The following is a 23,865-nucleotide window of genomic DNA, read 5'->3' as shown; positions in this document are numbered from 1 at the left end:
CTAGCGGGATGGCGCGCGGCTGTCAACCGCATATTTCCGCGCTTTTTGTCCGAAAGCGCGGCGGCGTGTGCCTAATCGCCACGTCTGCCGATTCGCCCCTTGCTGCACCGGCTGTGCCTCCATATCAGGAACAGCGATGAGATATGCTTTTCTGTCCGCCCTGCTGTCCCTGCCGCTGGCCGCCTGCGCCGCGAGCGCGAGCGGCGACGCGCCCTCGCTTGCCAAGCGTCCGGTCGAAGGGCGGTTCGACGTCGCGGCGCCGCCCGCTCCGCTGTCGGAACCGGGGCCGCTGCCCGCCGATCTCGCAGGGCGAATGGCGCGGTGGGAGGCCGATGCGGCCGCCGGACAACGGGGCTTCGCCGCAGAGCGCAGCGCCGCGGCAACGCTCGTCGCCGCCGCTGCCGGGGCATCCGTCGCCAGCGAACGCTGGATCGTTGCGCAGCAGGCGCTCTCGCGCCTTGTTGCCGCGCGCGCGCCGCTCACCGCGGCGCTCGCCGACATCGATCGGCTGTATCTCGAGCGCAGCGTCGATGCCGAAATCGACGGCCTGCCCGACATTTATGCGCTGCGCGAACGGCTGGCGGACCTTGTGTCGGCGCAGGATGTGGTGATCGCGGCGCTGAGTGCGGGGCTGCCGGGGGAATAAACCCAGATCCTCCCCATGGCTTCGCCACAGGGAGGGCCGTTCGATATTACTGATTCAGCCCATGCTTTTTCAGCGCGTGGCGAATCTGGTCATAACTGAGCCCCAGCGCTTCGGCCGCCACCTTCTGATTATAGCGGCAGCGTGCCATCGTGTCGGCAAGGATCGCCTTTTCATAGCTGTCGACTGCGCCGCGCAGGTCGCTCACCGGCCCCGACCCCGGCGTCGGCACAGCCCCGACGGTCGTGGCAGCGCCCGGCGTATCGGCCTTGGGTGTTTCGACCTTCGCCGCCCGCGCTGCGGGTTGCCACGGACTCGCGAACGGATCAAAGCTCAGCGCGTCGATGGGCCTTGCCGGATCGCCCCAGCGATAGACGGCGCGCTCGATCACATTCCGCAGTTCGCGGACATTGCCCGGCCAGTCGTGCCCCTCCATCGCGGCGAGCGCGCGCGGACCGAAGCCCGGCCATTCGTCCCAGCCGACGACCGCGGCCATACGCTGTCCGAAATAGGTCGCGAGCACTTCAATATCGCCTTCGCGGGCGCGCAGCGGGGGCAGGGTGATGACCTCGAACGACAGACGATCGAGCAGGTCGGCCCTGAACCGATTGTCCTCGACCAGCGCGGGAAGATGCTCGTTGGTCGCCGCGACGATGCGTACGTCGACGCGAATCGGGCGCGACGCGCCGACGCGCGTGACCTCGCCATATTCGACCGCGCGGAGCAGCCGCTCTTGCGCGCCCATCGACATCGTCGCCAGTTCGTCGAGGAACAGGGTGCCGCCGTCGGCCTCCTCGAACCGCCCCGCGCGGCTGCGCGTCGCGCCGGTAAAGGCGCCCGCCTCGTGCCCGAACAGCTCGCTCTCGATCAGCGTCTCGGGCATCGCGGCGCAGTTCATAATGACATAAGGTTTGTCCCATCGCGTCGACAGGCGGTGCAGGCGCTCGGCGATCAGTTCCTTGCCCGTCCCGCGCTCGCCGATGACCAGCACCGGGCGATCGAGCATTGCCGCCTGGCTCGCGCGGTCGACCGCGTCCTGAAAAGCCGCCGACTGGCCGATGAACTGCGTTTCGCGCTCCATTCCCAATGATTGGCAAATTTCCCCGATGATTGGCAAGACAAATCGATGGCCGGAAAAATTTCCGCGCAAAGTTTCGCAGTTTTCCGCCACCCTGGGCAATTGGCACGCCTCCTGCAAAGATCTCGGCGAACCGGCGCACAGCGCTCCGGTGCAGCAAACAGGAAGGTTGAAACGATGAAAACGAAGATTGCCCAGGCCACTACTTTCGCGTTCAGCGCGGTGGGTGCGCTGGCCATCCTCGTCGGCGCGATCGACTATCCTGCCACCGCTGCCGGCCTCCCCGTGGTCGGCCTGGTGGGCGCTGCTTCGACCCCGGCGGTCAGCCCGATGGCCTGACCGGCACTGGTGCCGGGGCACTCTCCCCCCTTGCCCCGCCCCGGCACCAGCCTTTTTCAAGAACAGACACCAAGGTCTCAAGTTTTCGACAGGAGTTTCAAATGGGTATTTTCTCACGAACCCGCGACATCATCGCCGCCAACGTCACCGACCTGCTCGACCGAGCGGAAGATCCCGAAAAGATGATCCGCCAGATCATCTTCGAGATGAATGAAACGCTTGTCGAAGTCCGCGCCTCCGCCGCCCGCACCATCGCGGATCAGAAGGAGATGCGCCGCCATATCGCCAAGCTTGAAAGCCTGCAGGACAGCTGGAAGGAAAAGGCCGAGCTCGCGTTGTCGAAGGATCGCGAAGACCTCGCCACCGCCGCGCTCGTCGAAAAGCAGAAGGCGGGCGACATGGCAGAGCGCCTCAAGGCCGAGATCGCCGTGCTCGACGACGCGCTGACCGGCTATGAAGCCGACATCGCCAAGCTGCAGAAAAAGCTCTCCGAAGCCCGTGCGCGCCAGTCGAGTGTCGTCAATCGCCTCGAAAGCGCCGAGAATCGCTATCGTCTGCGCGAGATGACCAACGGCGACCGCGTGGAAGACGCTTTCTCGCGCTTCGAAATCCTCGAACGCCGCGTCGACGAAGCCGAAGGCCGCGCCGATGCGCTCGGCCTCGGATACAAGAAGTCGCTCGACGAGGAGATCGCCGAACTGCAGGCCGCCGACAAGGTCGCCGACGAGCTCGCCGCGCTGAAAGCCGCGCAGGCCAAGAAATAAGGAGCCCGGCCGATGGAAGAGATCATCATCGTCCCGATCGTCATCGGAACCCTCTTCCTCGGTCTGCCCTGGCTGATCCTCCACTACATCACCAAGTGGAAACAGGCCAAGACGCTGACCGGAGAAGACGAACAGCTGCTCGACGAACTTTACGATACGGCCCGACGGCTCGAGAATCGTCTTCATACCGTCGAACGGATCATCAGCGCCGATCATCCCGACTTCCGCCCCGCGGTACGCAGCGATGAGGAATTGGCGCAGCTCGAAAATATAAACCGGAGGAACTGAGATGTCTGCCAGCCGCACCAAATTTTATCTCGACAAGCAGAACGCCAAGTGGAGCGGCGTTTGCGCGGGGATCGCGGACTATAGCGGGATCGACGTGCTCTGGGTTCGCGTCGGCGCGGTGCTGCTTACGCTGATGGGCGGCTTCCCCTGGACGCTGATCGCCTATTGGATGGTCGCCTGGATGGGAACGCCCAAGCCGTTTGCGCTCTATGGCTCGCAGGAGGAAGCCAAATTCTGGCAGGGGGTGCGCAGCAACCCCGCGGCGTCGACCCGCGACATCAAGTCGCGCTTTCGCGACATCGACCGCCGCCTCGCCGACATCGAGCTTTATTACACCAGCCATAATCGCCGCCTCGCCGACGAGATCGACGCGCTGCGCTGAGCGACCGACAGGCAACAGGGAGACATCATATGAATTTCGGCGGTACCGGTTTCGTCCTTGCCATCATCGCTTTGTCGATCGGCGGCTGGATGTTCACCACCTGGATCCGTGCCAAACATGGCTATCCGGTCGAAAATGAATGGGGCGGCACGGTTCATCGAACCGACGCCGACGCTGATCGAAAAATCGCCCTGCTTACCGACGATAACGCCAAGCTCGCGGGTCAGATCGCGCGGCTCGAAGAGCGGATCGCCGTGCTCGAACGTATCGCGACGGAAAACAACGGACAGGCGGCGCAGCTCGCCGACCAGATCGACAGCCTGCGCTGAGGGGAAAGACCATGAATCTCGACGTCCTGAACACCATCGCACCCGTTGCCGCGATCGTCGGCCTCGCCGGGGTTGCCGGCTGGGTCTACACCACCTGGCTGCGCGTCAAGAACGGCTATCCGCTTGAAAACAGCTGGGGCAAGGCGGTCTATCCACGCACCAACGACGAAGCGATGGAGCGCGTCAAACTCATCAGCCAGGAAAATGCCCAGCTGCGCGCCGAACTAGGGTCGGTGAAGGATCGGCTGGCGGTCGTCGAACGCATCGTCACCGACGAAAGCCACCGCGTCGCGGCCGAAATCGAAGCGCTGCGGCGCCCCGCGAACTGAGGAGGCGGACATGGAAACGATCGTCATCCTTTTTATCGTCGTTGGTCTGCCGGTCACGCTCGGTATTGGTTACGCCGCATACGAACGCCACCTCAAGTTCAAGGAACGCGCCTTTCAGGCAATGAGCAGCGAAACCGCCGAAAAGGCGGCGCAATATGCGGCGCAGACCGAACGGCTGGAGGCGCGCGTCCGCGTGCTCGAACGTATCGTTACCGACAAGGGAATTGACGTCGCCGACGAGATCGAAAAGCTGCGCGACGCACCGCTGAACTGAAACAACGATAAGATAATAGGAAAGGAACCTCCTCATGGGCCCGTTTGAAATGGTCGTCGGCATCGTCCTCATTGTGACGATCGGCAGCATCATCCGCGCCAAGCACGGCATTCGGCGCGACCGTCACGGCAATGATTATGTCGCGGGGAACGACGCCGAGACCAAGGCGCTGCAGGCCGAAATCCGGGCGCTCAAGGATCGCATCCAGGTGCTCGAACGCATCGCCACCGACAATAATCGCGCCGTCACGCTCGATCAGGAGATCGAGAAGCTGCGCGACAGCAGCAAGATCTGAACGCCGGTAAAGGAGCAACGCTCATGGCTTTCATCACTCCCGACCTTACCACCGCGGCGATCGCGCTTTCCGGGCTCACCATCGTCAGCCTCGTCGCCTTGCGCGGCTGGCGCGACTGGATCCAGCTGAAGCGCGAGGAACTCGCCGCGGGCCACGCGCCGCTGGCGCAGGACCCCGCGGTCCCGCACGCCGGATCGCGGATCGAGATCGCCGACCTCAAGGAACGGCTGCGCAAATTGGAAGCGATCGCGGCGGGCGTCGATCTTTGACCGCCGTGCGTCCCGCAAGCTCGCAATGACGACAAGAGGAAACGCCGCAGCCCCTTTCCCTCAAGCGCCGTTTCTGCCACTGCCGCGCCCATGCGCAGTCTTTCCGACGTTTTCGACGAGTATGATTTTCTCGATGGCGACGATCGCTACCGCCTGCTGATCGAACTCGGCCGCGAGCTGGAGCCGATGCCGGAAGCGCTCAAGACCGACGCGACATTGGTGCGCGGCTGTTCGGCGAGCGTCTGGGTCTATCCGGTACCGCAGGACGATGGCCGTCTCCACTTTCTCGCCGACAGCAATGCCGCGATCACCAAGGGCATCGTCGCGCTTGTTCTCGCAGCGGTGCAGGACAAGCCCGCCGCCGAGGTCGCCGCGATGGACGTTGCCGCCGCGCTCGCGCCCTTCGACCTCACGCGCCAGCTTTCGTCGAACCGTACGCAGGGCGTGCCAAACATGATCGCGCTGGTTCAGGACACCGCGCGCCGTATCGCCGCCGGTTGATCGGTCAGTTCGACAAATCGCGCAGCAGGCTGTCCCAGTGCGCGAGCGCCGGGGCGATCGCGGCGACGGGCACGCGCTCGTTGAGCCCGTGGGCAAAGCTATCGCTCGCTTTGGAGAACAGCCCCGCGACGCCGTAGCTCGGCACGCCGTTCATGCGGAAATGATAGCTGTCGGTGGCCCCTGCGCTCATCGACGGGATGATGGGCAGGCCGGGGGTGCGGGCATCGACCGCCTTCTGTATCGCCGCCATCACGTCGGGACGGAGCGGCGAGGCGTCGCTCGCGCTGGCGTCGGGGTCGGTCTTTACCGCAACGCCGGGGTCGCCGATCACGCGCTCCAGCTCGGCGCGCACGGTTTCGACCGCGACGCCCGGAAAGATACGGCAGTTGATGTTCGCGGTCGCGCGCTGGGGCAGCGCATTTTCGGCGTGCCCGCCCTTTACCAGCGTCGGCACACAGGTGGTGCCGATTTGCCCGACATATTCGGGCTCGGCCCGGATCGCGGCGATCGCCTGGGCATCGGTCGGGTCGGTGGCAAAGGCCTTCAGCGCCGCCCCGATCGCGCCGCCGACCTGATCGGCGACGATCGGCAGGCCGGTGCTCGTCAGCTCGTTGATCTGCGGCTCGAAGCGATGGGTGCCGACCTTTGCAAGCGCATCGGCGAGCTGGACGATCGCGTTGACGTCCGACGGGCGCGAGCTGTGGCCACCCGCATTTGTCACCTCCAGCGTGAAATCGGCATAGGTTTTCTCGCCTGCCTGCAGCGCATAATATTTGGGTTGACCATCCTCGCCGATCAGCCCGCCACCGCCGTCGCCGTTGAGCGCAAATTCGGCGTTTCTATATTTGGCGGCGAGCGCACGCGTCGTTGCCATTTCGGTTTCTTCATCGCCCGTCAGCAGCAGGATGATCGACCGCTTCGGCCGGAATCCTTCGCGCTTCAGTTGTGCCATCGTCGCGACCATCATGGCGATGTCGAATTTATTGTCTTCGGACCCGCGCCCGAAAATATAGCCCTCCTCTTCGACCGGCACAAAGGGATCGCGTGTCCAATCCTTGGGATCGGCTTCGACAACATCCATATGGCCGAGCAGCAGGATCGGCTTCTTGTCCATCGTTCCTCGCAGCGTGACCGCCAGCGTTGCCGTCTCACCCATCGGGGTGATCTCTATATCGGAATCGGCATAGCCCGCCGCCTTCAGCGCGCCCGCATAATAGGCCGCCAGTTCGGGAACCTTGCCGCGGCCCTTGACCGTCGGGATCGCGATGCTGTCCTTCAATATCTGCTTCGCGGCCGCGGGATCGGCAGGCTTGGCGTGGATAGGTGCGGCGGCGGAAAGCGCGGCAGCGAGGATGAAGGGCAGGGACAGGTTGCGCATGACGGTCAGCTAAGCGGCTTCGTCCGCGGGCGGCAAGACCCAATTTTCATGCGCTGTCGCGGCCCGACCATCGGCTGTCGCCGATTCAGGTTGACCAGCACTGATTCCGATATAATGATGATATCATATTTATATCGATTCGGAGGGTTATATGGTCGAGAGTGGGGCGCCGGCGCTGAATCGCAGCCGCGAAACGCGTGCCAATACGCAAAGCGGCTATCTGATGCTGTTCATCTGGCTGGTTTTGCTGGGTGTCGCGGCGTGGGCCGCGATCACGAATGCCAATGTCGAGGTGATGACCGCGTGGAAATGGATCCTTGTCGCGGTCACGGGAGTGGTCGGAACGCTTATCCTCTGCGGATTTTATATGATCAATCCCAACGAGGCGGCCGCGATCCAGCTGTTCGGTGCGTATAAGGGGACCGATCGGCAAGAGGGGCTGCGCTGGGTTTTGCCGTGGCTCACGCGCAAAAAGATCGCCGTGCGCGCGAACAATGTCATTTCCGACAAGATCAAGGTCAACGACCTGCGCGGCAACCCGATCGAGATGGCCGCGCAGGTCGTCTGGCGCGTCACCGACACGGCGCAGGCACTGTTCGACGTCGACGATTACAAGGAGTTTGTGATGGCGCAGATCGAGGCGGCGGTGCGTTCGATCGGCTCGCGCTATCCCTATGACGACATCGAGCATCAGGAAATCACGCTGCGCGGCAATCACGAAGAGGTCGGCGGAGAACTCAGAAAGGCGCTCATTGAGCGGTTGACGGTCGCGGGCATCACCGTCGACGAATGCGGCCTCACGCACCTCGCCTATGCGCCCGAGATTGCCGGGGCGATGCTCCGCCGCCAGCAGGCTGAAGCGGTGATCGCCGCGCGCAAAAAGCTGGTCGAGGGAGCGGTAACAATGGTCGAAATGGCGCTGACGCATTTATCGGAGAAAAATGTCGTCGACCTCGACGACGAGCGCAAGGCCGCGATGGTGTCGAACCTGATGGTCGTGCTGTGTGGCGAGCGCGAGACGCAACCGGTCGTCAACGCCGGTTCGCTCTACTGAGGCGCGCCGGACAGAAACGATGCCCGGTTCTGCCAAGAAAAATTTTGCCCTCCGTCTCGATCCCGCGCTCTATGCCGCGGTCGAGCGGATGGCGGCGGTCGACCTGCGCAGCGCCAATGCCCAGATCGAAGTGTTGTTGCGCGAAGCGCTCGCGCGGCGCGGCGTGCCGGTGAAGCCGCCCACGCCGCCGCGCCGGGGCCGCCCGCCCAAAACCGACGGACCGCGAGGTTGAGGCGGGCGCCGATGGTGGCGGCCGCTGCGGCAAGGCCCCTGGCACTTTGAACGCTGAGTCGGCCGTCCCGTATCCGTCGTCGCGGCGAAGGCCGGGATGACGATAGAATAAAGGTCTGGTTTCGGCCGCGACCGGACGCACAGCCAACGAGCCTCCGTCAGCGGCTACCCGCGATGCGCGTCACGTAATTCGCGTTTGAGTACTTTGCCGATCGGGCTCCGCGGGAGTTCGTCGACCATGCGGATTTCACTCAGCCGCTGTGTCTTGCCGACCTTGGCGTTGCAGTCGGCGCGCACGCTTTCGGGGTCGGCGCCCGCCTTCAGCACGACGAAAGCAACGGGGGTTTCACCCCATTCCTCGCTCGGCATCCCGACGACCGCCGCCTCGACGACGCGGTCGTCGGCAAGCAGAATGGCTTCGAGATCGCTCGGAAAAATATTGAAACCGCCCGATATGATCATGTCCTTCGCGCGATCCATGAGCGTCAGAAAACCGTCCTCGTCGATGCGGCCGATATCGCCGTGACGATAGAAAAGATTGCCTTCGGCATCGTGCCAGTGCATCGCCTTCGTTGCGTCGGGGCGATTGTTGTATCCGGTCATCATCGCCGGTGATCGGCCGACGATTTCGCCCACTGACCCCTGCGGCAGCTCGTTGCCATCGTCGTCGATCACCTTCGCGACATGACCCGGCGCGGGTTTTCCGACGGTGTGCAGCTTGTCGGGGAATTGGTGCGCTTCAAGAATGAACGCCGCACCGCCTTCGGTCATGCCATAGATTTCGACCAGGCCGCCCGGCCAGCGTTTCAGCACATCGGCCTTGAGTGCCGCGGGAAATGGGGCCGAGGTGCAATATTTCATCACGAAGCTGCTAAGGTCGAAGCGGTCGAAATCATCGAGCGCCATGATGCGGCGATATTGCACGGGCACCAGCATACAGTTCGTCGCGCGTTCGCGTTCCGCGAGTTCCAGAAAACCGCGCGCGTCAAACTTCTTCATCAACACGACCTGCCCGCCCGAGCCGATGGTGGGCATGAAGCTCGCCATCGTCGTGTTCGAATAGAGCGGGGTCGACAGGATCGTCACCGCTTGCGCGCCATAGGCCGGGGCGCCGCGAATGATATGCTGCCAGCGCATCGCGTGGCTGTGGATGATGCCCTTGGGCGTACCGGTGGTGCCCGAGGAATAGATGATGTTGAACCCGTCGTCGGGATCGATCGCAACGGGACGGGGCGCAGTGCCGGTTGGCGCGATCCATTGGGCGAGCGCGACCCCGGCATCGCTGCCATCCATCGCGATCAGGTCGCTCGCGGCGATATGCTGCCCGTCGAGGCTGGCCCTCGCGGCATCGTCGAGGAACAGATGACGCGCGCCGGTGTCGGCGATCATCGCCGCCATTTGTTCGCCGGTGGCGCTGTTGGTGATGAGCCCCGCGACCCCGCCCGCCCGCAGCGTGCCGAGAATGACCGCCATCTGTTCGACGCTGTTCAGCCCGGCGATCGCGGTGCGATCGCCTTTGACGAAACCATCCTGTTGCAGTCGCGCGGCGATTCGGTCGGTCAATTGATCCAGTTCGGACCAGCTCAGCCGCCGTTCGGCGTCGGCAGCCGCTACGGCATCGCGACGCTCCGCGGCATGGGCACGGACAAGGTCGGGCAGGGTGGCGAAGTCGCCGTCAAGCATTTCGATACTGGTCATCGCTACCGGTTAGCACAGCCGAAAGGCGGTGCAATGCCGGTGGTGCGGCGAAGCGACAGAATGTTGCGTCAGCGGCGGGGATACGGATGGCCTCATCGGGAACTATGCAAGTCCACGACCGGAAGTTGCTCGTTGCCATCTATCATCCGCTCGCCGAACGCGCCGATACGCTTGCCGCCGCCGTCGAAGGTGCGGGAATGGCGGTGCTGATGCTCCCCGCGCATGTGCGGGGGCTTCGGCCCTGGGTCGACGGCTGTTTCGACCTGCTGCTCATCAACCCGTTTCTCGATTGGCAGGAACCATTCGCATTTGTCCGTTTCGCCCGGTCGGTATCCGGGCGGCGGCCATTGCTCGTCCTGTCGGACCACGATAGCTTCGACGACCGGATGATCGCGCTCGACGCGGGCGCCGACGATGCGATCGGCTGGACCGATAATCTGCCCGAAGTGCTCGCGCGGATCGCCGGGCTGCTGCGTCGCAGCCGTATCGCGGCGGGACAGCTTGGTGCGGGTGAACTCAGGATCGACCTGATCGACCGGCGCGTCGAACGCGCGGGACGAGTGATCCGCCTGCCGCTGCGCGAATTCGACCTGCTCGCCAATCTGGCCCGCGTTCCCGACCGGCCCCTGTCGCGCGACGCGCTGCTGAAGGCCGTGTGGCGTATCGATTTCGATCCGGGCACCAACCGTGTCGAGGTGCATATGTCGCGCCTGCGTGCCAAGATCGATCGGGGTTTCGGCTGGCCCATGCTCCACACGGTGAAGGGGGTGGGCTATGCGCTGCGCTCGCGGCCGGCCCGTGTCGACCCTGTTGTTCCTGCCAGCTTGCTTGACCAAAAGTTTCAGCTTGCTACTCATCTCCGACATAATGAAACGAACGATTCCCGGAGATGATGCCCAATGCACCCCTCAGTCCATGCGCGCAGCAACCCCGACAAGGCCGCGATCCTCGTCGCAGAGACGGGGGAGGCGATCAGCTATGGCGAACTCGACGCCGCCTCGAACCGCGCGGCGCAGCTGTTTCGGGCCAACGGATTGGGGCATGAGGATGTCGTTGCCTTCATGCTCGACAACACGCCGCATTATTACGGGCTGACCTGGGGGGCGCAGCGTGCGGGGCTGCGTTATGTTTGCATCTCGTCGCGGCTGACGCAGGACGAGACCGACTATATTCTCGAAAATTCGGGCGCCCGGATACTCGTGGTCTCAGCCAGCCTCGCGGCGGCAGCGCAGCAACTGACGACGCCGATCAAGCGTTTTGCGATGGGCGGCGACATTGCAGGCTATGAAAGCTGGGAAGATGCCGTGGCCGTCATGCCCGCGGAGCCGGTTGCCGACGAACGCGCCGGGGTCGACATGCTTTATTCGTCGGGCACCACCGGGCGGCCCAAAGGGGTGCGCGTCCCGCTGCCCGAGGATCCGGCGATCGACGCGTCGAACAGCCTGGTCATGCTCGCCTCGGCAGTGTTCCAGATCAATTCAGACAGCATTTATCTTTCTCCCGCGCCGCTCTATCACGCCGCGCCGCTGCGCTGGTCAATGACGATCCACCGCCTCGGCGGCACGGTCGTGCTGATGAAGAAATTCGACCCGGAAGCCGCGCTCTCGCACATCGAAACCTATCGCGTGAACAGTAGCCAATGGGTGCCCACGCATTTCGTGCGGATGCTGAAATTGCCCGACGCGGTGCGCGCGCGCTATGATACCTCTTCGCTCAAGGTCGCGATCCACGCTGCGGCGCCGTGCCCGGTTCCGGTCAAGCAGGCGATGATCGACTGGTGGGGCCCAGTGCTTTTCGAATATTATGCGGGGTCCGAAGGCAATGGCATGACCTTTATCTCGAGCGCCGACTGGTTGACGCACAAGGGAAGCGTCGGGCGCCCGATCCTGGGCACAGTGCACATCATGGGCGAGGATAATGAGACCGAGCTTGGCGCGGGCGAGGAAGGCACCGTTTTTTTTGAAAGCGAAAATGTCTTTGAATATCATGGCGACGACGCAAAAACCGCGTCGAGCCGCAACTCGAAAGGCTGGTCGACGCTGGGCGATGTCGGCAAGCTCGACGACGAAGGGTTTCTTTACCTGACCGACCGCAAGAGCTTCATGATCATATCGGGCGGCGTGAACATCTATCCCCAGGAAATCGAAAATCACCTCGTCACCCATCCGAAGGTCGCCGACGTCGCGGTTGTCGGTGGCCCGCACGAGGAGATGGGCGAAGAGGTGATCGCGGTCGTCCAGCCCGCCGACATGGCGGATGCCGACGACGCGCTCCGCGACGAGCTGATCGCCTATGCGCGCGAAAAATTGTCGGGGGTGAAAATCCCGCGCCGCATCGATTTCATGGACGCCTTGCCGCGTCACGACACGGGCAAGCTCTATAAACGTCTGCTTCGCGATCAATATTGGGAGAAGGCGAAGGCGGAGGCCTGATCCGATGGTCGCTGCGCGCGTCGAATTTTTCTTCGACCTCTCCTCGCCGTGGACCTGCCTTGCTTTCCACAACCTGCCCGGCGTGCTCGAACGCACGAAGGCGAGCGCCGTCTATCGGCCGATTCTCGTCGGGGGGGTGTTCAACGCGGTGAATCCCGCCGTCTATGCCGCGCGCGAGCAGGCGGACAACCGGCGGCTCCAGCATAGCTGGAAAGTGCTCAAGGACTGGGCGCGGCTCGCTGGAGTGCCGATGAATTTTCCGTCCCGGTGGCACCCCGCGAAAGGCATCGCGGCGATGCGTTTCTGCTGCGCGCTTGAGGAGGAGCAGGCGGCCCTCGTGCGGTTCGCGCGTGCGGCGTTTGCAAGCTATTTCGACCGGCAGGAAAATCTCGACGACCCCGCCGTGCTCGCGGCGGTTGCCGACGCCGAGGGGCTCGATGGCGCCGCGCTGATCGCGGCCGCGGGCAGCGATGCGGTAAAGGCACGGCTGCGTGCGAACACCGACGAGGTCATCGCGCGCGGCGGCTATGGCTCACCGACGATCTTTGTCGATGGCGGCGATATGTATTTCGGCAACGACCAGCTTCCGCTCATAGAAGCTGCACTGAAAAGGACTCTCCCGTGAAGGACCGCATTTCGATTACCATGCTCGATGACGGTATCGCCGACGTCCGGCTGATCCGCACCGACAAGATGAATGCGCTCGACAGTGCGATGTGGGCGGCACTCGCCGACGCGGTCGACCAGTTGAAGGCCACCGCGGGGTTGCGCGTCGTCATACTGTCGGGCGAGGGACGCGCTTTCTGCGCCGGGCTCGATCTCTCCAGCCTCTCGAACGATCGCGATCCGGGTGCAAGCAGCGCGGGCGGCAGCCTGGCCGACCGGACGAAGGGCATCGCGAACAATGCACAATATGCCGCGTGGGGATGGCGCGAGCTGCCGGTGCCGGTGATCGCCGCGGTGCATGGCGTCGCTTTCGGCGCAGGCAGCCAGATCATGGCCGCGGCGGACATTCGCATCGTCCACCCCGATACGCGTATCGCGATCATGGAGATGCGCTGGGGCCTCGTTCCCGACGTCGCCGGCATGGCGCTGTGGCGCACGCAGGTCGCCGACGACGTGCTGCGCGAGCTGATCTACACCAACCGCGAATTCAACGGTTTGGAAGCAAAAATGCTGGGCTTCGCCACGCATGTTGCCGACGATCCGCACGCCAAGGCGATGGAACTTGCCGCGGAAATCGCGAACAAGAACCCCCACGCGATCCGCGGTGCCAAGCGGCTCTGCAACATGCTGGGGCACGCGAGCGATGCCGAGATATTGCAGGCCGAAAGCGACGAACAGCTGCTTGTGATCCGCAAGCCTAACCAGATCGAGGCGGTGATGGCCCATATGCAAAAGCGCAAGCCGAACTTTGCGGATTGAGGGAGGGTTTTTAGAGCAAGCTCAAAAAGCGCGCCGCATTGTCCCACGCGCGCTTGTTGTCCGCGCGCACCTTCTGCGCCTCGCTGTCGGCACCCCAGCGGCGTTCCTGGTATAGATCGTCGAGACTGACCGCCTGCCACAGCGTCTCGGTGTCGAATGCGCGGTCGAGGAGCGCGAGTCCCGCGACGAGCGAGCCTCCGATTGTCACCAACGGCGTCAGCGCGGTGATCCGCCACATATCGAGCGTTCGCACCGCATCCTGTAACGCCGCGACCGTCGCCGCGGGCTGGTCGACCGGCAGCACGCCCTGTGTCAGCGCAAACTCGATGCCATAACGGGTTTCGGCCCAGGCAAGCAGGGGGTTCCACGCCGCCGCCTGTTCGGCCTGCAGCGCGGCGTCGCGCGCATCGCGGTAACAGAAAAGATCGCTCTGGGCATAGGCTGCGACCGGCGCGGCAAAGGCGGCGATGTCGGGTGCAGCCAGATCGATCGCGGCGTTGGCAAGCCCCGTCATCGGCATCGCCGCAGGGTCGATCCTGTCCGCGACGTCGCGCCACTCGTCGGCGATTGCATCGGCCAATGCCGCACTCGCGACCGCCAGCGGCGCGCGCTGCGGCGTGCGAACCGGCCGCCCGTCGAGCGCGATGCCCCAGCCCGCGTCATCGGGGACGACGGCCACCTCCGCCCAAAAACGCTTCACGAACTTTTCGGCGACCGCCAGCGGCGCGCAAGAAGCAACGGCATCACCGCAAAATCGAACGCACCGACCAGCACGATCGCGACCCCGATCCAGCGGTCGGTCGGCTGGCCCGCTAGCGTAAAGCCGCCGCGGATCAGGATGAAGCCGGCCGCGATGAACGCGACGCCCATCAGACGCAGGATCGTTATCGCAAGGAAGCGCTTTTTGGCGAGAGCATCGTCGGGCCGGGTCATGCGCTGTCCCTATCGCCCCCGAGGTGGCGCATCAACTGGGCAAGCGCGCCGTGGCCGTTCGCTTCGACGCCCGCAATGACCCGGCCGCGTTCGTCGGCGGACTTGTTCTGCGACAGCTTGATCGTCGGGCGCCACGCGCTGATCCGCATCTCAAAGCCGGTGATCGCTCCGGTCATCCTGCCGAACAGCGCGGGGTTCATTTTGCCGCGCGTCCATGGCGGATCGGCGCCGACGCGCGCTTCGTGGATCGCCGACAGCGCATCGAGCTGCGTCACCAGCCCGGCTTCGTCCAGTTTTGTCGCGACACCTTCCATCTCGACCGCGACATAATTCCAGGTCGGGACCTGATCGGCGTCGGCGTACCAGCTTGCACTGACATAGGCGTCGGGGCCCTGCACCACCACGAGCGCATTCGCGCCGTCCAGATGCCGTGTCAGCGCATTGCCGCGCGCGAGGTGGAAGCGCAGCGTCGCGGCATCGTCGCTCAGCACGACCGGCGCGTGCGCGACGCGCGGCCCGTCGGGCGTCGCGGCGAAGATCGCAGCAAAACCAATCTCGCGCACCAGCCATGCCGCAAGCGCATCCTGTTTCGGACGAAAGGCACCATTGGGATGCATCAGCGTGGCCGCGCGGGGCGTGCGGAGGGCTTTTTCGTGCCCGGTTTCCGCGCGCGGGAGCTGCCCGGTTTCGCCTTTTCCTTGGGTTTCGGTTTGCCGACATGATCGGTCGGCTTGCTCGTCGCCGTGCGCCCACGCCGCTCGCCGCGTCGTGCCTTGCGGATCTGCTTCGCGTGGGCCTTCGCCGCGGCTTTTGCCGCCGCCTTGGGTGGCGGCCCCTTGGCGACATCGTCGATACCGACGTCACCGAGCACAGGATCGAAGCCGAGCGCGTCGAGGCTGGCGGCGAAATGTTCGGGCACTTCGGCCTGCACGTCGATCGCGCCGCCGTCGGGATGGTCAATGCGCAGGCGGCGGCTGTGCAGGTGCAGCTTGCGACTGACCGCGCCCGTCAGGAACGCACCCTTGCCTCCATATTTGCCGTCGCCGACAATCGGATGGCCGATCGCCGCCATATGGACGCGGAGTTGGTGGGTGCGCCCGGTCAGCGGCTGTAACTCGACCCATGCGGCGCGGTTGCCCGCGCGGTCGATGATCCGGTACCGGGTTTTCGACGGCAGGCCACTGTCGTGGACGTGCATCTTCTCCCCACCCGACCCCGGCTGCTTGGCGAGCGGCAGGTCGATTTCGCCCTGTGCGATGTCGGGAACCCCGACGACGATCGCCCAATAGGTTTTTTTGGCGCTGCGGTTTGAAAAACTCTTGGCAAAATAGGCCGCGGCGCGGGGCGTGCGCGCGATCAGCAGCGCGCCCGACGTATCCTTGTCGAGCCGGTGAACGAGCTTAGGTCGCACCGGCGCGTCATATTTGAGCGCGTCGAGCAACCCGTCGACATGACTCTCGGTCTTGGTGCCGCCCTGTGTCGCCAGACCCGGTAGCTTGTTAAGTACGATCGCGCTTCCATCGCGGTGGACCAGCATCGACTCGGCAAGCTCGATGTCGGCCTGGGTCAGCGGGCGTCCTTTGCGTGCCGGCCGCGCTTTCGCTTCGACCGGAGGGATCGGCATTGCGAGCGTCTGGCCCGCTTCGATGCGGTCGGATACGTCGGCTTTCCGGCCGTCGAGCGTGAGCTGTCCCGATCGCGCCCAGCGCGCGAGCAAGGCGTGGGGTGTTCCGGGACGGTGACGCTTGAACCAACGGTCGAGGCGGATGCCGTCATCCTCTTCGGCTATGACGGCGCCGTCGAGTGGTGCCTTGGGCGTGCTCATGCCGGGAGCTGCCGGACGGCGATCATGCCCGCGCCGCAGGCGAGCAGAGCACCGGCGACCGACGCCAACACATAGGCTGCAGCTTGACCCGCCTGTCCGCGTTCGAAAAGCAGCCAGAATTCCAGGCTGAACGACGAAAATGTCGTAAATCCGCCCAATATGCCGACGCCGACGAACAGCCGGGTCGTCTCGCTGCCCGCGCCGCCGCGTGCCAGCAGGCCGATGAGGAGCCCCATCGCGAGGCTGCCGACGATATTGATCGAAAGCGTCCACCAGGGAAAGCCGGGGCCGAGGCGCACGAGCATCGCCTGCCCGACCAGGTGGCGGGCGCCGGCGCCGATCGCGCCGCCGATCATGACGGGAAGCAGGCTGTTCATGCCGTTCGCCCTAGCCCGAAACCATGGCGAGGCAAAGGTGGCATTGCCATGGGCTGGGGATCACATGTCGGGCGAAGCGAGGGCCGCGGCGGGCCGGCCTTGCGCGGCGCGCCAGTCGGCGGGGGTCGCAAAGCCGCCTTGCCAGATGCCTCGCCGCGCCACCCGCGCTTCCCATTCTTCGGCGATATAGCTGTCGCCGATCGCGACGGCCCACCCCAGTCGCACCATTTCGCCGCCCAGGTCGAGGCCATTCGGAACCGGCGCGGTGCGACAGGTCGCCAGCGTGCGGCCATAGCGGTCCTTGGCCGACAGGGCGCAGAGCAACGGCCCCCCTTCGGCAAGCCGTTCGAGTGCGCTCCGCGCATGCCAGCCGCAGGGCCAGTCTTTTCCGGCGCGGGTGCAAAGCTGGCGATATTCGACCGCATCGACGCCGGATAGGCGGATCGTCAGGCGCGCATCATCGCTGCGAACGGCCAAGCTGTCGCCATCGATTACTTGGACGAGCGGAACCGAGGCCATCGGGACGGGCCGCCAGAACCATGCGGCCAGCGTCAGTCCTGCAAGCAATAGGGTGGCCGCTGCGACACGTAGCCGACGCCGCCATATTGCGCGGGTGAGGAGTGAGGGGCGCCGGAGCATCGCCCACCCGGCCTGCGCGCGACGCGGCGGCTTGGCAAGAGTCAATAAGGGGTTGACGATGAGAACAAAACAAGTCCAAAATGGATGAAACACGCGGGGTGATCACCGCTCCGTTCGGCCGCATCCGCATTTTGCTCCGGATTGGCGGCAGATGGGAACGAACAAAATGCGAATGCCGCCGAAATGACGGCAGGATCACACCAGGGTGGAGCGGTGAGTTGGGGATGACGTCATGATGGATCATGGGATACAGCCTTGGTTGAACATGCCGGACGGGGAAGCCGTCGGGGAAGGGAGTTATTCCGCGGCTTATCCGGGCGGGGCGACCCCGCGGAGCATTGCCTCGCCGCTGTTGTTCGTGGGGCGGCGGGGCGCGGAGCCGACGGGGGTGGCGCTGACCGATGTAAGCCTTGCGGCGACGTGTGCGCCGGAGCAGGCGCCGGATTTGATCCGTCGGCTTGTCACGCTCGACATTGTCTGGTTGGCGGCCGCTGAAACGGTTGAAGCCGAGGCATTTGCCGGGATATGCGACGCGATCGAACGGAGCGGCTGCGCGTTCGTTTGCGAAACGACATTGGCGGCGCTCGACCGCGTGGCCGCGGTCATCCCCGATTCGATCAATGTCCAAATGCTGGTCGACGCCGACGGGTCGGAAAAGCTCGTGGCGCTCGCGGCGGCGCGGCGCACACGTCATGCTGCCTTCGGCGACGTCGCGCGCAATGAAGCGATGGAACGCATCGATCGCTTGCAGGAAGAAGTGGCGCGGATTTCGCGGATGCTCGGCGAACTCGCCGGCCAGCAGGGCGGATTGCCGGGAGCGCCGGTTGGTTTCGAGCCGGGCCGACGCGATACCGACGATTTCACCGGGCAGCTTCGTTCGCCGCCGCGGGACTTCGCGGCCATGCCCCGCAGTTTCGTACCGGAGGAACGGACGCTCGACCGCCAGCGCGCCAAGCAGGTGCGACGGATGCTGCGCCAGCGGCGGATGCGCGAACATTATTTCCCCGCAGACCTGTTCGCCGATCCGGCGTGGGACATGCTGCTCGACCTGTATGCGGCGCGGCTGGAGCGCCAGCCGGTTTCAGTATCGAGCCTCTGCATCGCCGCCGCGGTTCCCGCGACCACGGCGCTGCGCTGGATCAAGACAATGACCGACGCCGGGCTTTTCCTGCGCGAGCAGGATCCGCACGACGGGCGCCGCATCTTCATCGCACTGGCCGAGGGCGCATATGATGCGCTTGTACGTTATTTCGAGGCGCTCGACGAATAGCATGGGGCGCCTGCACAGGAACCGCGCGCACCGGCTTGCCAGCCACGGCGCGTTGTGGCAGGGGCGCGCTTCCCCTTGGGGCGCTTAGCTCAGTTGGTAGAGCATCTCGTTTACACCGAGAGGGTCGGCGGTTCGAGCCCGTCAGCGCCCACCATCGTCGTCACTGTCGCTATCGCTGCTGATCGCGTTCGATCGCCTCGACCGCATCTTTCGCTGCGGTAAGCTCCATTCCGGTTTGTTCGCGCAAGCGTTTGATCGCCTCTATTTTTCGTTCCAGGCGCAGCAAGACGATGATTTCCGCCTCATCGATGTCGCTCGGCGACACGGGGACGAGGGCATCGTCAGGCGCGGCGGGAGTCCCGTCGGTGGCGGTGCGGTGAGGTCGCGCCGCTCGCCTCCCCTTCGTTGAAGGTAAAGCGTCAGCGCGACCCCATCAGCCAAGCCGAGGACGAAGAGGATCAGCGGCCCCATCGTCCTCGTTCCTCTTATGCGGCGAGCTTGCGGAGCACGTAGTGTAGAATGCCGCCGTTCATATAATATTCGACCTCGTTCGCCGTATCGATGCGGCAGAGCGTGTCGAAGCTGAAGGTCGAGCCGTCGGCGCGCGTCACCTCAACCGTCACGGTCTGGCGCGGCTTGAGATCGGCGATGCCGGTGATGGTGAACTGGTCATCGCCCGTCAGTCCCAGCGTTTCGCGTGTGTCGCCACTCGTGAACTGGAGTGGCAGCACGCCCATGCCGACGAGGTTCGAGCGGTGGATGCGCTCGAAGCTTTCGACGATCACCGCGCGGACGCCGAGGAGGTTGGTGCCCTTAGCCGCCCAGTCGCGCGACGAGCCGGTGCCATATTCCTTGCCCGCGACGACGACGAGCGGGGTGCCGTCGGCCTTGTGGCGCATCGCGACGTCGTAGATCGGCATGACTTCGTCGCCGTAGCGCGACATGCCGCCTTCGATTCCGGGGACCATTTCATTCTTGATGCGGATATTGGCGAAGGTGCCGCGCATCATCACGTCGTGGTGGCCGCGGCGGGCGCCGTAGCTGTTGAAGTCGGCCTTGCTAACCTGATGTTCCATAAGCCATTTTCCGGCCGGGCTGTCCGCCTTGATGCTGCCAGCGGGGCTGATGTGGTCGGTCGTGATGCTGTCGCCGAGGATCGCGAGCGGCTTCGCGTTCACAATGTCCGAAACCGGCGCGGGGGTCATTTCCATCCCCTCGAAGTAAGGCGGGTTCGCGACATAGGTGCTGCCCGCGCGCCACTGATAGGTGTCGCTGCCCTCGACCTCGATCTTCTGCCAATGCTCGTCGCCCTTGTAGACATGGGCATAGCGTGCCTCAAACATGTCGCGGTCGACCGCGCCTGCGATGGTGTCGGCGACCTCTTGATTGGTCGGCCAGATGTCGGCGAGGAACACGTCCTTGCCGTCCTTGTCCTGCCCGATCGGGGTCGAGGTGAAATCCTCGACCACCGTGCCCTTGAGCGCATAGGCGACGACGAGCGGCGGCGAGGCGAGGAAGTTCGCGCGCACGTCGGGCGACACGCGGCCTTCGAAGTTGCGGTTGCCCGACAGCACCGATGCGGCGACGATGTCATTGCCGTTGATCGCGGCCGAAATCGGCTCAGCCAGCGGCCCCGAATTGCCGATGCAGGTCGTGCAGCCATAGCCGACGAGGTTGTAGCCGACGGCGTCGAGATGCGGCTGGAGCCCCGATTTGACCAGATAGTCGGTGACGACCTGCGACCCCGGCGCGAGCGACGTCTTGACCCACGGCTTGGGCTTCAGCCCCCGCTCGTTCGCCTTTTTCGCGACGAGCCCCGCGGCGACCATCACGCCGGGGTTCGACGTGTTGGTGCAGCTGGTGATCGCGGCGATGACGACGTCGCCGTCGCCGATGTCATGATCCTTGCCGTCGACCGCGACGCGCGCGGGCGCATCCTTGCCGTAAAGCTTCTTGAGGTCGGCGTTGAACACATCGTCGACTTCGGTGAGCACGACCTTGTCCTGCGGCCGCTTCGGCCCCGCGAGGCTGGGGACGACGCTGCCCATGTCGAGCTCGAGCGTGTCGGTGAACACCGGATCGGGCATGTCGGCCGACAGCCACAGGCCCTGCGCCTTGGCATAGGCCTCGACCAGCGCGATATTCTCGTTCGAACGGCCCGTCAGGCGCATATAATCGAGCGTCTTGTCGTCGATGCCGAAGAAACCGCAGGTCGCGCCATATTCGGGCGCCATATTGGCGAGCGTCGCGCGGTCGGCGAGGCTGAGCGTCGCAAGGCCCGGCCCGAAATATTCGACGAAACGCCCGACGACGCCCTTGGCGCGCAACATCTGCGTCGCGGTGAGCACGAGGTCGGTCGCGGTGACGCCTTCCTTCAATTGCCCCGTCAGCTTGAAGCCGACAACTTCGGGGATGAGCATGGACACGGGCTGGCCGAGCATCGCGGCTTCGGCCTCGATCCCGCCGACGCCCCAGCCGAGCACGCCGAGGCCGTTGATCATCGTCGTGTGGCTGTCGGTGCCGACGCAGGTGTCGGGATAGGCGACGGTTTCGCCCGAGCCATCCTCGCTCGACCACACCGCCTGCGCGATATGCTCAAGGTTGACCTGGTGGCAGATACCGGTGCCCGGGGGGACCGCCTTGAAATTGTCGAGGCTTTTCGACCCCCATTTCAGGAAGTCATAGCGCTCGCCGTTGCGATAATATTCGATCTCGACATTCTGTTCGAACGCCTTGGGATGGCCGAATTCGTCGACCATGACGCTGTGGTCGATGACAAGGTGGACGGGGACGAGCGGGTTGATCTTCGACGTGTCGCCGCCGAGCTTGGCAATCGCATCGCGCATCGCGGCGAGGTCGACGACGCAGGGAACGCCGGTGAAATCCTGGAGCAGCACGCGCGCGGGGCGATATTGAATCTCGCGGTTCGACTTGGGGTCCTTTTGCCAGTCGACGATCGCCTGCACATCGTCGGTCGACACGGTGAAGCCGCCATCCTCGAAACGCAGCAGGTTTTCGAGCAGCACCTTCATGCTGAACGGCAGCCGCGACACATCGCCCAGCTTCGCCGCCGCCTTGTCGAGCGAGTAATAGGCATAGGTCTTGCCGCCGACGTCGAGTGTCGAGCGGGTGCCAAGCGTGTCGTTGCCGGTCGTGGTCATGTGCAGTTTCCCTGTTCGGGCGCGGCGGGGAATGACGGACGCCGGCCCGTTTCAGGAGAGCGGGGCAAGCGGAGTCGCGCGCGCGGTTTGTGTTGGCGACGCCTTACGCCGGGGGCGGGGAAATGCAAGGGGGTGGGGGATGGATTGCTATGCGGCGGGTGCGGACGCGGGCGGCTGTGCGGGGCGGTGGGGGCGGGATGGATTTGTTTCGCACGAAGACACGAAGGCACGAAGGGGGTGGTGCGTCCCGCTTCGTCACCCCGGACTTGATCCGGGGTCCATGCGGCGCCGGTGAAAAGTTGGATCCCGGATCGGGTCCGGGGTGACGAGAAGAGAAGGGTTAGCGGGTGAACCGGCAAGCGCGCGCGGTTTGTGTTTGCGACGCCTTACGTCGGGGCGAGGAATTGCAAAGGGGGTGGGGGTAGCGATGACTTCATAAGATCGAGCTAAACGCTATGCGTTTAGTAGCAATTGACAGGCGGGCTGCGCTCCGCTATTGGCAAGCCATGCGATTGGACTACGCCGACCCGACCCATGAATTGATCGAAACGGCGCGAGCCGCCGAAACGAAGCTCCCGGTCGCCGTCATTGAAACCGCTCGGCAACGCTTGGCAATCATCCGAGCAGCGCCTGATCTGAAAACAATGCGCAACTGGCAAAGTTTGCGCCTTCAGCCGATCGAGGGCGGCGAGCCAATGCACTTCGAAGTTCTTATAGCTCCGCCTTGGCGGATGCTTCTGAAAATAACGGAAAATGAGAGTGTGATGAGCGTTGTTGTTACAGCGATACAAGAGCAGTTTGAAGGGGTGGTCTGATGGCGGTCGAAAAACATGTTGGGATTGAGCCGCCTGGCTTCTTCATCAAGTTAGAGCTTGAGGCTCGCGGTTGGTCGCAGCGTGACCTCGCGTTCGTTTTGGGTCAGGTCGAGCAACAATTGACGCCCTTGCTGTCCGGAAAGCGGGCCATCACACCTGATATGGCGCGACTGCTCGCGGACGCTTTCGATACGTCGCCCGAGTTCTTTTTGAATCTTCAATCGCACTTTGATTTAGCAAACGCGAAAGAACCAGACCCGGCGGTTAAGGCGCGAGCGCAACTTCAGTCCGCATTTCCCATTCGAGAAATGGTGCGGCGGGGTTGGATTAAAGACGGCGAGGCGTCTCTGCTTCGCCTTCAAATGTCCCGTTTTCTTGAAGAAGCCAATGATAACGATAGTAAATCCAGCATAGCATTTGCCGCCAAGCGGACCCATTACGATGACACTCCCCCTCACCAGTTGGCGTGGGTGCATCGCGTAAGGCAGCTGGCGAAAAAGCTTCACGTTGAATCTTATTCTCCCGAGAAATTGATAGAAGCATTGCCGAAGCTGAAAAGCTTCATGATTGATCCTGACGCAATCAAAGAGGTGCCCGGCATTCTTGCTGAATGTGGGGTTCGCCTTATTGTCGTGGAGGCGCTACCGAACGCCAAGATAGATGGAGTTTGTACGTGGCTGGATGACGGCTGTCCAGTTATTGGCCTTTCAACTCTCTATGACAGAATCGACAACTTCTGGTTTGTTTTGCGCCACGAGATTGAACATGTCCTCCTAGGGCATGGGAAAGGCGATTTGGGAATGGTCGATCTGTCTCTCACCACAGATATGAACGACGAGCCAAAGTACCAGCCAGAAGAAGAGCGACTCGCGAACGAGGCTGCTGCAGATTTTTGTGTTCCGGCAGATAAGTTTAATTCGTTCTTTGCACGTAAGAGTCCATATTTTTACGAAAAGGACGTTATCGGATTTGCATCAGTATTGGGCGTCCATCCGGGTATCGTTGTGGGTCAGCTTCAACGTCGAATGAAGCGCTACGATTATCTTCGAAAATACCAAGTTCCGGTTCGTCAGTATCTGACGGAAACTGCGTTGGCAGACGGGTGGGGCACCGTTGCCCCGGCAGATCTTTAGACA

Annotated in this window: 31 protein-coding genes and 1 tRNA gene; 21 read left to right on the top strand and 11 right to left on the bottom strand. The window is 63.8% G+C overall.

Features of this window, described 5'->3' with window-relative positions:
• Positions 1 to 136: 136 nt before the first annotated feature.
• Positions 137 to 646 carry a hypothetical protein gene (locus tag RIA72_RS01750; RefSeq protein ID WP_350030634.1) on the top strand — a complete coding sequence of 170 codons (510 nt, stop codon included), beginning with the start codon at positions 137 to 139 and terminating at the stop codon, positions 644 to 646.
• A gap of 46 nt (positions 647 to 692) precedes the next feature.
• Here the strand turns inward: RIA72_RS01750 and pspF are convergent, their stop codons facing one another.
• Positions 693 to 1,724 (bottom strand): phage shock protein operon transcriptional activator, encoded by a 1,032-nt coding sequence (pspF, locus tag RIA72_RS01745; protein ID WP_350030633.1) that lies wholly within the window; start codon positions 1,722 to 1,724, stop codon positions 693 to 695.
• Between the two features lie 174 nt (positions 1,725 to 1,898).
• Here pspF and RIA72_RS01740 point away from each other — a divergent pair, with 174 nt between their 5' ends.
• From RIA72_RS01740 to RIA72_RS01695, 10 genes are all read left to right on the top strand, one after another.
• Complete coding sequence (locus RIA72_RS01740; RefSeq protein WP_350030632.1) at positions 1,899 to 2,060, top strand: hypothetical protein; 162 nt, start codon at positions 1,899 to 1,901, stop codon at positions 2,058 to 2,060.
• A 101-nt stretch (positions 2,061 to 2,161) separates the two neighbouring features.
• Positions 2,162 to 2,824 carry a phage shock protein PspA gene (pspA, locus tag RIA72_RS01735; protein ID WP_350030631.1) on the top strand — a complete coding sequence of 221 codons (663 nt, stop codon included), beginning with the start codon at positions 2,162 to 2,164 and terminating at the stop codon, positions 2,822 to 2,824.
• Between the two features lie 12 nt (positions 2,825 to 2,836).
• On the top strand, positions 2,837 to 3,112 hold the full coding sequence (gene pspB, locus RIA72_RS01730; protein ID WP_350030630.1) for an envelope stress response membrane protein PspB: 276 nt from the start codon (positions 2,837 to 2,839) through the stop codon (positions 3,110 to 3,112).
• A 1-nt stretch (position 3,113) separates the two neighbouring features.
• Entirely contained in the window at positions 3,114 to 3,494 is a 381-nt protein-coding gene (gene pspC / locus RIA72_RS01725) for an envelope stress response membrane protein PspC (protein WP_188237619.1), read from the top strand.
• 29 nt (positions 3,495 to 3,523) lie between these two features.
• The gene (locus RIA72_RS01720) at positions 3,524 to 3,823 is read left to right on the top strand and encodes a hypothetical protein (protein ID WP_350030629.1); all 300 of its coding nucleotides are present in this window, start codon (positions 3,524 to 3,526) and stop codon (positions 3,821 to 3,823) included.
• 11 nt (positions 3,824 to 3,834) lie between these two features.
• A complete protein-coding gene (locus RIA72_RS01715; protein WP_350030628.1) occupies positions 3,835 to 4,152 on the top strand; it encodes a hypothetical protein in 318 nt (105 codons plus the stop codon).
• Positions 4,153 to 4,162: 10 nt separating this feature from the next.
• Positions 4,163 to 4,426, top strand: a complete 264-nt coding sequence (locus tag RIA72_RS01710) for a hypothetical protein (RefSeq protein ID WP_350030627.1) — start codon at positions 4,163 to 4,165, stop codon at positions 4,424 to 4,426.
• Between the two features lie 34 nt (positions 4,427 to 4,460).
• A complete protein-coding gene (locus RIA72_RS01705) occupies positions 4,461 to 4,721 on the top strand; it encodes a PilN family protein (protein WP_350030626.1) in 261 nt (86 codons plus the stop codon).
• Between the two features lie 23 nt (positions 4,722 to 4,744).
• A complete protein-coding gene (locus tag RIA72_RS01700; protein WP_350030625.1) occupies positions 4,745 to 4,990 on the top strand; it encodes a hypothetical protein in 246 nt (81 codons plus the stop codon).
• 90 nt (positions 4,991 to 5,080) lie between these two features.
• Complete coding sequence (locus tag RIA72_RS01695) at positions 5,081 to 5,491, top strand: SufE family protein (protein WP_350030624.1); 411 nt, start codon at positions 5,081 to 5,083, stop codon at positions 5,489 to 5,491.
• A gap of 4 nt (positions 5,492 to 5,495) precedes the next feature.
• Here RIA72_RS01695 and RIA72_RS01690 read toward each other — a convergent pair whose 3' ends face one another.
• The gene (locus tag RIA72_RS01690; RefSeq protein WP_350030623.1) at positions 5,496 to 6,869 is read right to left on the bottom strand and encodes a M20/M25/M40 family metallo-hydrolase; all 1,374 of its coding nucleotides are present in this window, start codon (positions 6,867 to 6,869) and stop codon (positions 5,496 to 5,498) included.
• A gap of 151 nt (positions 6,870 to 7,020) precedes the next feature.
• Here RIA72_RS01690 and RIA72_RS01685 point away from each other — a divergent pair, with 151 nt between their 5' ends.
• Together RIA72_RS01685 and RIA72_RS01680 are read left to right on the top strand one after the other, a co-directional pair.
• Positions 7,021 to 7,923, top strand: a complete 903-nt coding sequence (locus RIA72_RS01685; RefSeq protein WP_350030622.1) for an SPFH domain-containing protein — start codon at positions 7,021 to 7,023, stop codon at positions 7,921 to 7,923.
• 19 nt (positions 7,924 to 7,942) lie between these two features.
• Complete coding sequence (locus tag RIA72_RS01680) at positions 7,943 to 8,155, top strand: type II toxin-antitoxin system antitoxin (protein WP_350030621.1); 213 nt, start codon at positions 7,943 to 7,945, stop codon at positions 8,153 to 8,155.
• Between the two features lie 164 nt (positions 8,156 to 8,319).
• Here RIA72_RS01680 and RIA72_RS01675 read toward each other — a convergent pair whose 3' ends face one another.
• Positions 8,320 to 9,852 (bottom strand): class I adenylate-forming enzyme family protein, encoded by a 1,533-nt coding sequence (locus RIA72_RS01675; protein ID WP_350030620.1) that lies wholly within the window; start codon positions 9,850 to 9,852, stop codon positions 8,320 to 8,322.
• 104 nt (positions 9,853 to 9,956) lie between these two features.
• Here RIA72_RS01675 and RIA72_RS01670 point away from each other — a divergent pair, with 104 nt between their 5' ends.
• Genes RIA72_RS01670 through RIA72_RS01655 form a run of 4 tightly spaced genes read left to right on the top strand, consistent with a single transcriptional unit; the run spans position 9,957 to position 13,709 of the window.
• The gene (locus tag RIA72_RS01670; protein ID WP_350030619.1) at positions 9,957 to 10,745 is read left to right on the top strand and encodes a response regulator transcription factor; all 789 of its coding nucleotides are present in this window, start codon (positions 9,957 to 9,959) and stop codon (positions 10,743 to 10,745) included.
• 6 nt (positions 10,746 to 10,751) lie between these two features.
• Entirely contained in the window at positions 10,752 to 12,284 is a 1,533-nt protein-coding gene (locus RIA72_RS01665) for an acyl-CoA synthetase (protein ID WP_350030618.1), read from the top strand.
• Positions 12,285 to 12,288: 4 nt separating this feature from the next.
• Positions 12,289 to 12,909 (top strand): 2-hydroxychromene-2-carboxylate isomerase, encoded by a 621-nt coding sequence (locus RIA72_RS01660; RefSeq protein ID WP_350030617.1) that lies wholly within the window; start codon positions 12,289 to 12,291, stop codon positions 12,907 to 12,909.
• On the top strand, positions 12,906 to 13,709 hold the full coding sequence (locus RIA72_RS01655; protein WP_350030616.1) for a crotonase/enoyl-CoA hydratase family protein: 804 nt from the start codon (positions 12,906 to 12,908) through the stop codon (positions 13,707 to 13,709). Before RIA72_RS01660 ends, RIA72_RS01655 begins: the two co-directional genes overlap by 4 nt.
• A 10-nt stretch (positions 13,710 to 13,719) precedes the next feature.
• On the opposite strand, the gene RIA72_RS01650 is transcribed toward RIA72_RS01655, so the two are convergent.
• Genes RIA72_RS01650 through RIA72_RS01625 form a run of 6 tightly spaced genes read right to left on the bottom strand, consistent with a single transcriptional unit; the run spans position 13,720 to position 17,321 of the window.
• Positions 13,720 to 14,409 (bottom strand): ATP12 family protein, encoded by a 690-nt coding sequence (locus RIA72_RS01650; protein ID WP_350030615.1) that lies wholly within the window; start codon positions 14,407 to 14,409, stop codon positions 13,720 to 13,722.
• Positions 14,406 to 14,642 (bottom strand): hypothetical protein, encoded by a 237-nt coding sequence (locus tag RIA72_RS01645; RefSeq protein ID WP_350030614.1) that lies wholly within the window; start codon positions 14,640 to 14,642, stop codon positions 14,406 to 14,408. The genes RIA72_RS01650 and RIA72_RS01645 overlap by 4 nt, the downstream gene beginning before the upstream one ends.
• Positions 14,639 to 15,259: an FMN-binding negative transcriptional regulator gene (locus RIA72_RS01640; protein ID WP_350030613.1), complete on the bottom strand. Its 621-nt coding sequence runs from the start codon at positions 15,257 to 15,259 to the stop codon at positions 14,639 to 14,641. The genes RIA72_RS01645 and RIA72_RS01640 overlap by 4 nt, the downstream gene beginning before the upstream one ends.
• Complete coding sequence (locus RIA72_RS01635) at positions 15,259 to 16,467, bottom strand: RluA family pseudouridine synthase (RefSeq protein ID WP_350030611.1); 1,209 nt, start codon at positions 16,465 to 16,467, stop codon at positions 15,259 to 15,261. The genes RIA72_RS01640 and RIA72_RS01635 overlap by 1 nt, the downstream gene beginning before the upstream one ends.
• On the bottom strand, positions 16,464 to 16,844 hold the full coding sequence (gene crcB / locus RIA72_RS01630) for a fluoride efflux transporter CrcB (protein ID WP_350030610.1): 381 nt from the start codon (positions 16,842 to 16,844) through the stop codon (positions 16,464 to 16,466). The genes RIA72_RS01635 and crcB overlap by 4 nt, the downstream gene beginning before the upstream one ends.
• 60 nt (positions 16,845 to 16,904) lie before the next feature.
• Positions 16,905 to 17,321, bottom strand: coding sequence for a thermonuclease family protein (locus RIA72_RS01625; RefSeq protein ID WP_350030609.1), 417 nt, complete (start codon positions 17,319 to 17,321; stop codon positions 16,905 to 16,907).
• Between the two features lie 607 nt (positions 17,322 to 17,928).
• Here RIA72_RS01625 and RIA72_RS01620 point away from each other — a divergent pair.
• Together RIA72_RS01620 and RIA72_RS01615 are read left to right on the top strand one after the other, a co-directional pair.
• Positions 17,929 to 18,753 carry a winged helix DNA-binding protein gene (locus RIA72_RS01620; RefSeq protein ID WP_350030608.1) on the top strand — a complete coding sequence of 275 codons (825 nt, stop codon included), beginning with the start codon at positions 17,929 to 17,931 and terminating at the stop codon, positions 18,751 to 18,753.
• A 78-nt stretch (positions 18,754 to 18,831) separates the two neighbouring features.
• A tRNA-Val gene (locus tag RIA72_RS01615) sits at positions 18,832 to 18,907 on the top strand.
• 15 nt (positions 18,908 to 18,922) lie between these two features.
• Here RIA72_RS01615 and RIA72_RS01610 read toward each other — a convergent pair.
• Together RIA72_RS01610 and acnA are read right to left on the bottom strand one after the other, a co-directional pair.
• Positions 18,923 to 19,078: a hypothetical protein gene (locus tag RIA72_RS01610; RefSeq protein ID WP_350030607.1), complete on the bottom strand. Its 156-nt coding sequence runs from the start codon at positions 19,076 to 19,078 to the stop codon at positions 18,923 to 18,925.
• Positions 19,079 to 19,238: 160 nt separating this feature from the next.
• Positions 19,239 to 21,914 (bottom strand): aconitate hydratase AcnA, encoded by a 2,676-nt coding sequence (gene acnA / locus RIA72_RS01605; protein ID WP_350030606.1) that lies wholly within the window; start codon positions 21,912 to 21,914, stop codon positions 19,239 to 19,241.
• A gap of 512 nt (positions 21,915 to 22,426) precedes the next feature.
• Between acnA and RIA72_RS01600 the strand changes: the two genes are divergently transcribed.
• Positions 22,427 to 22,729: a type II toxin-antitoxin system RelE/ParE family toxin gene (locus tag RIA72_RS01600; protein WP_350030605.1), complete on the top strand. Its 303-nt coding sequence runs from the start codon at positions 22,427 to 22,429 to the stop codon at positions 22,727 to 22,729.
• Positions 22,729 to 23,862, top strand: coding sequence for a helix-turn-helix domain-containing protein (locus RIA72_RS01595; protein ID WP_350030604.1), 1,134 nt, complete (start codon positions 22,729 to 22,731; stop codon positions 23,860 to 23,862). Before RIA72_RS01600 ends, RIA72_RS01595 begins: the two co-directional genes overlap by 1 nt.
• The last annotated feature ends 3 nt before the right edge of the window (positions 23,863 to 23,865 follow it).

It is taken from the genome of Sphingopyxis sp., assembly GCF_040216815.1.
GTDB lineage: Bacteria > Pseudomonadota > Alphaproteobacteria > Sphingomonadales > Sphingomonadaceae > Sphingopyxis.
The sequence above is the reverse complement of the archived record's forward strand: the minus strand, read 5'-3'. Positions and strand labels throughout refer to the sequence as shown.

Excerpts from the sequence above, each read along its gene's own strand:
- RIA72_RS01695 (WP_350030624.1), top strand. The coding sequence starts at position 5,081 with ATGCGCAGTCTTTCCGACGTTTTCGACGAGTATGATTTTCTCGATGGC.
- RIA72_RS01675 (WP_350030620.1), bottom strand. The coding sequence starts at position 9,852 with ATGACCAGTATCGAAATGCTTGACGGCGACTTCGCCACCCTGCCCGAC.
- RIA72_RS01660 (WP_350030617.1), top strand. The coding sequence starts at position 12,289 with ATGGTCGCTGCGCGCGTCGAATTTTTCTTCGACCTCTCCTCGCCGTGG.
- RIA72_RS01635 (WP_350030611.1), bottom strand. The coding sequence starts at position 16,467 with ATGAGCACGCCCAAGGCACCACTCGACGGCGCCGTCATAGCCGAAGAG.
- RIA72_RS01640 (WP_350030613.1), bottom strand. The coding sequence starts at position 15,259 with ATGCATCCCAATGGTGCCTTTCGTCCGAAACAGGATGCGCTTGCGGCA.
- RIA72_RS01595 (WP_350030604.1), top strand. The coding sequence starts at position 22,729 with ATGGCGGTCGAAAAACATGTTGGGATTGAGCCGCCTGGCTTCTTCATC.
- pspF (WP_350030633.1), bottom strand. The coding sequence starts at position 1,724 with ATGGAGCGCGAAACGCAGTTCATCGGCCAGTCGGCGGCTTTTCAGGAC.
- RIA72_RS01700 (WP_350030625.1), top strand. The coding sequence starts at position 4,745 with ATGGCTTTCATCACTCCCGACCTTACCACCGCGGCGATCGCGCTTTCC.
- RIA72_RS01690 (WP_350030623.1), bottom strand. The coding sequence starts at position 6,869 with ATGCGCAACCTGTCCCTGCCCTTCATCCTCGCTGCCGCGCTTTCCGCC.
- pspA (WP_350030631.1), top strand. The coding sequence starts at position 2,162 with ATGGGTATTTTCTCACGAACCCGCGACATCATCGCCGCCAACGTCACC.
- pspB (WP_350030630.1), top strand. The coding sequence starts at position 2,837 with ATGGAAGAGATCATCATCGTCCCGATCGTCATCGGAACCCTCTTCCTC.
- RIA72_RS01705 (WP_350030626.1), top strand. The coding sequence starts at position 4,461 with ATGGGCCCGTTTGAAATGGTCGTCGGCATCGTCCTCATTGTGACGATC.
- RIA72_RS01645 (WP_350030614.1), bottom strand. The coding sequence starts at position 14,642 with ATGACCCGGCCCGACGATGCTCTCGCCAAAAAGCGCTTCCTTGCGATA.
- RIA72_RS01750 (WP_350030634.1), top strand. The coding sequence starts at position 137 with ATGAGATATGCTTTTCTGTCCGCCCTGCTGTCCCTGCCGCTGGCCGCC.
- pspC (WP_188237619.1), top strand. The coding sequence starts at position 3,114 with ATGTCTGCCAGCCGCACCAAATTTTATCTCGACAAGCAGAACGCCAAG.
- RIA72_RS01720 (WP_350030629.1), top strand. The coding sequence starts at position 3,524 with ATGAATTTCGGCGGTACCGGTTTCGTCCTTGCCATCATCGCTTTGTCG.
- RIA72_RS01740 (WP_350030632.1), top strand. The coding sequence starts at position 1,899 with ATGAAAACGAAGATTGCCCAGGCCACTACTTTCGCGTTCAGCGCGGTG.
- RIA72_RS01710 (WP_350030627.1), top strand. The coding sequence starts at position 4,163 with ATGGAAACGATCGTCATCCTTTTTATCGTCGTTGGTCTGCCGGTCACG.
- RIA72_RS01685 (WP_350030622.1), top strand. The coding sequence starts at position 7,021 with ATGGTCGAGAGTGGGGCGCCGGCGCTGAATCGCAGCCGCGAAACGCGT.
- RIA72_RS01715 (WP_350030628.1), top strand. The coding sequence starts at position 3,835 with ATGAATCTCGACGTCCTGAACACCATCGCACCCGTTGCCGCGATCGTC.
- RIA72_RS01680 (WP_350030621.1), top strand. The coding sequence starts at position 7,943 with ATGCCCGGTTCTGCCAAGAAAAATTTTGCCCTCCGTCTCGATCCCGCG.
- acnA (WP_350030606.1), bottom strand. The coding sequence starts at position 21,914 with ATGACCACGACCGGCAACGACACGCTTGGCACCCGCTCGACACTCGAC.
- RIA72_RS01665 (WP_350030618.1), top strand. The coding sequence starts at position 10,752 with ATGCACCCCTCAGTCCATGCGCGCAGCAACCCCGACAAGGCCGCGATC.
- crcB (WP_350030610.1), bottom strand. The coding sequence starts at position 16,844 with ATGAACAGCCTGCTTCCCGTCATGATCGGCGGCGCGATCGGCGCCGGC.
- RIA72_RS01670 (WP_350030619.1), top strand. The coding sequence starts at position 9,957 with ATGCAAGTCCACGACCGGAAGTTGCTCGTTGCCATCTATCATCCGCTC.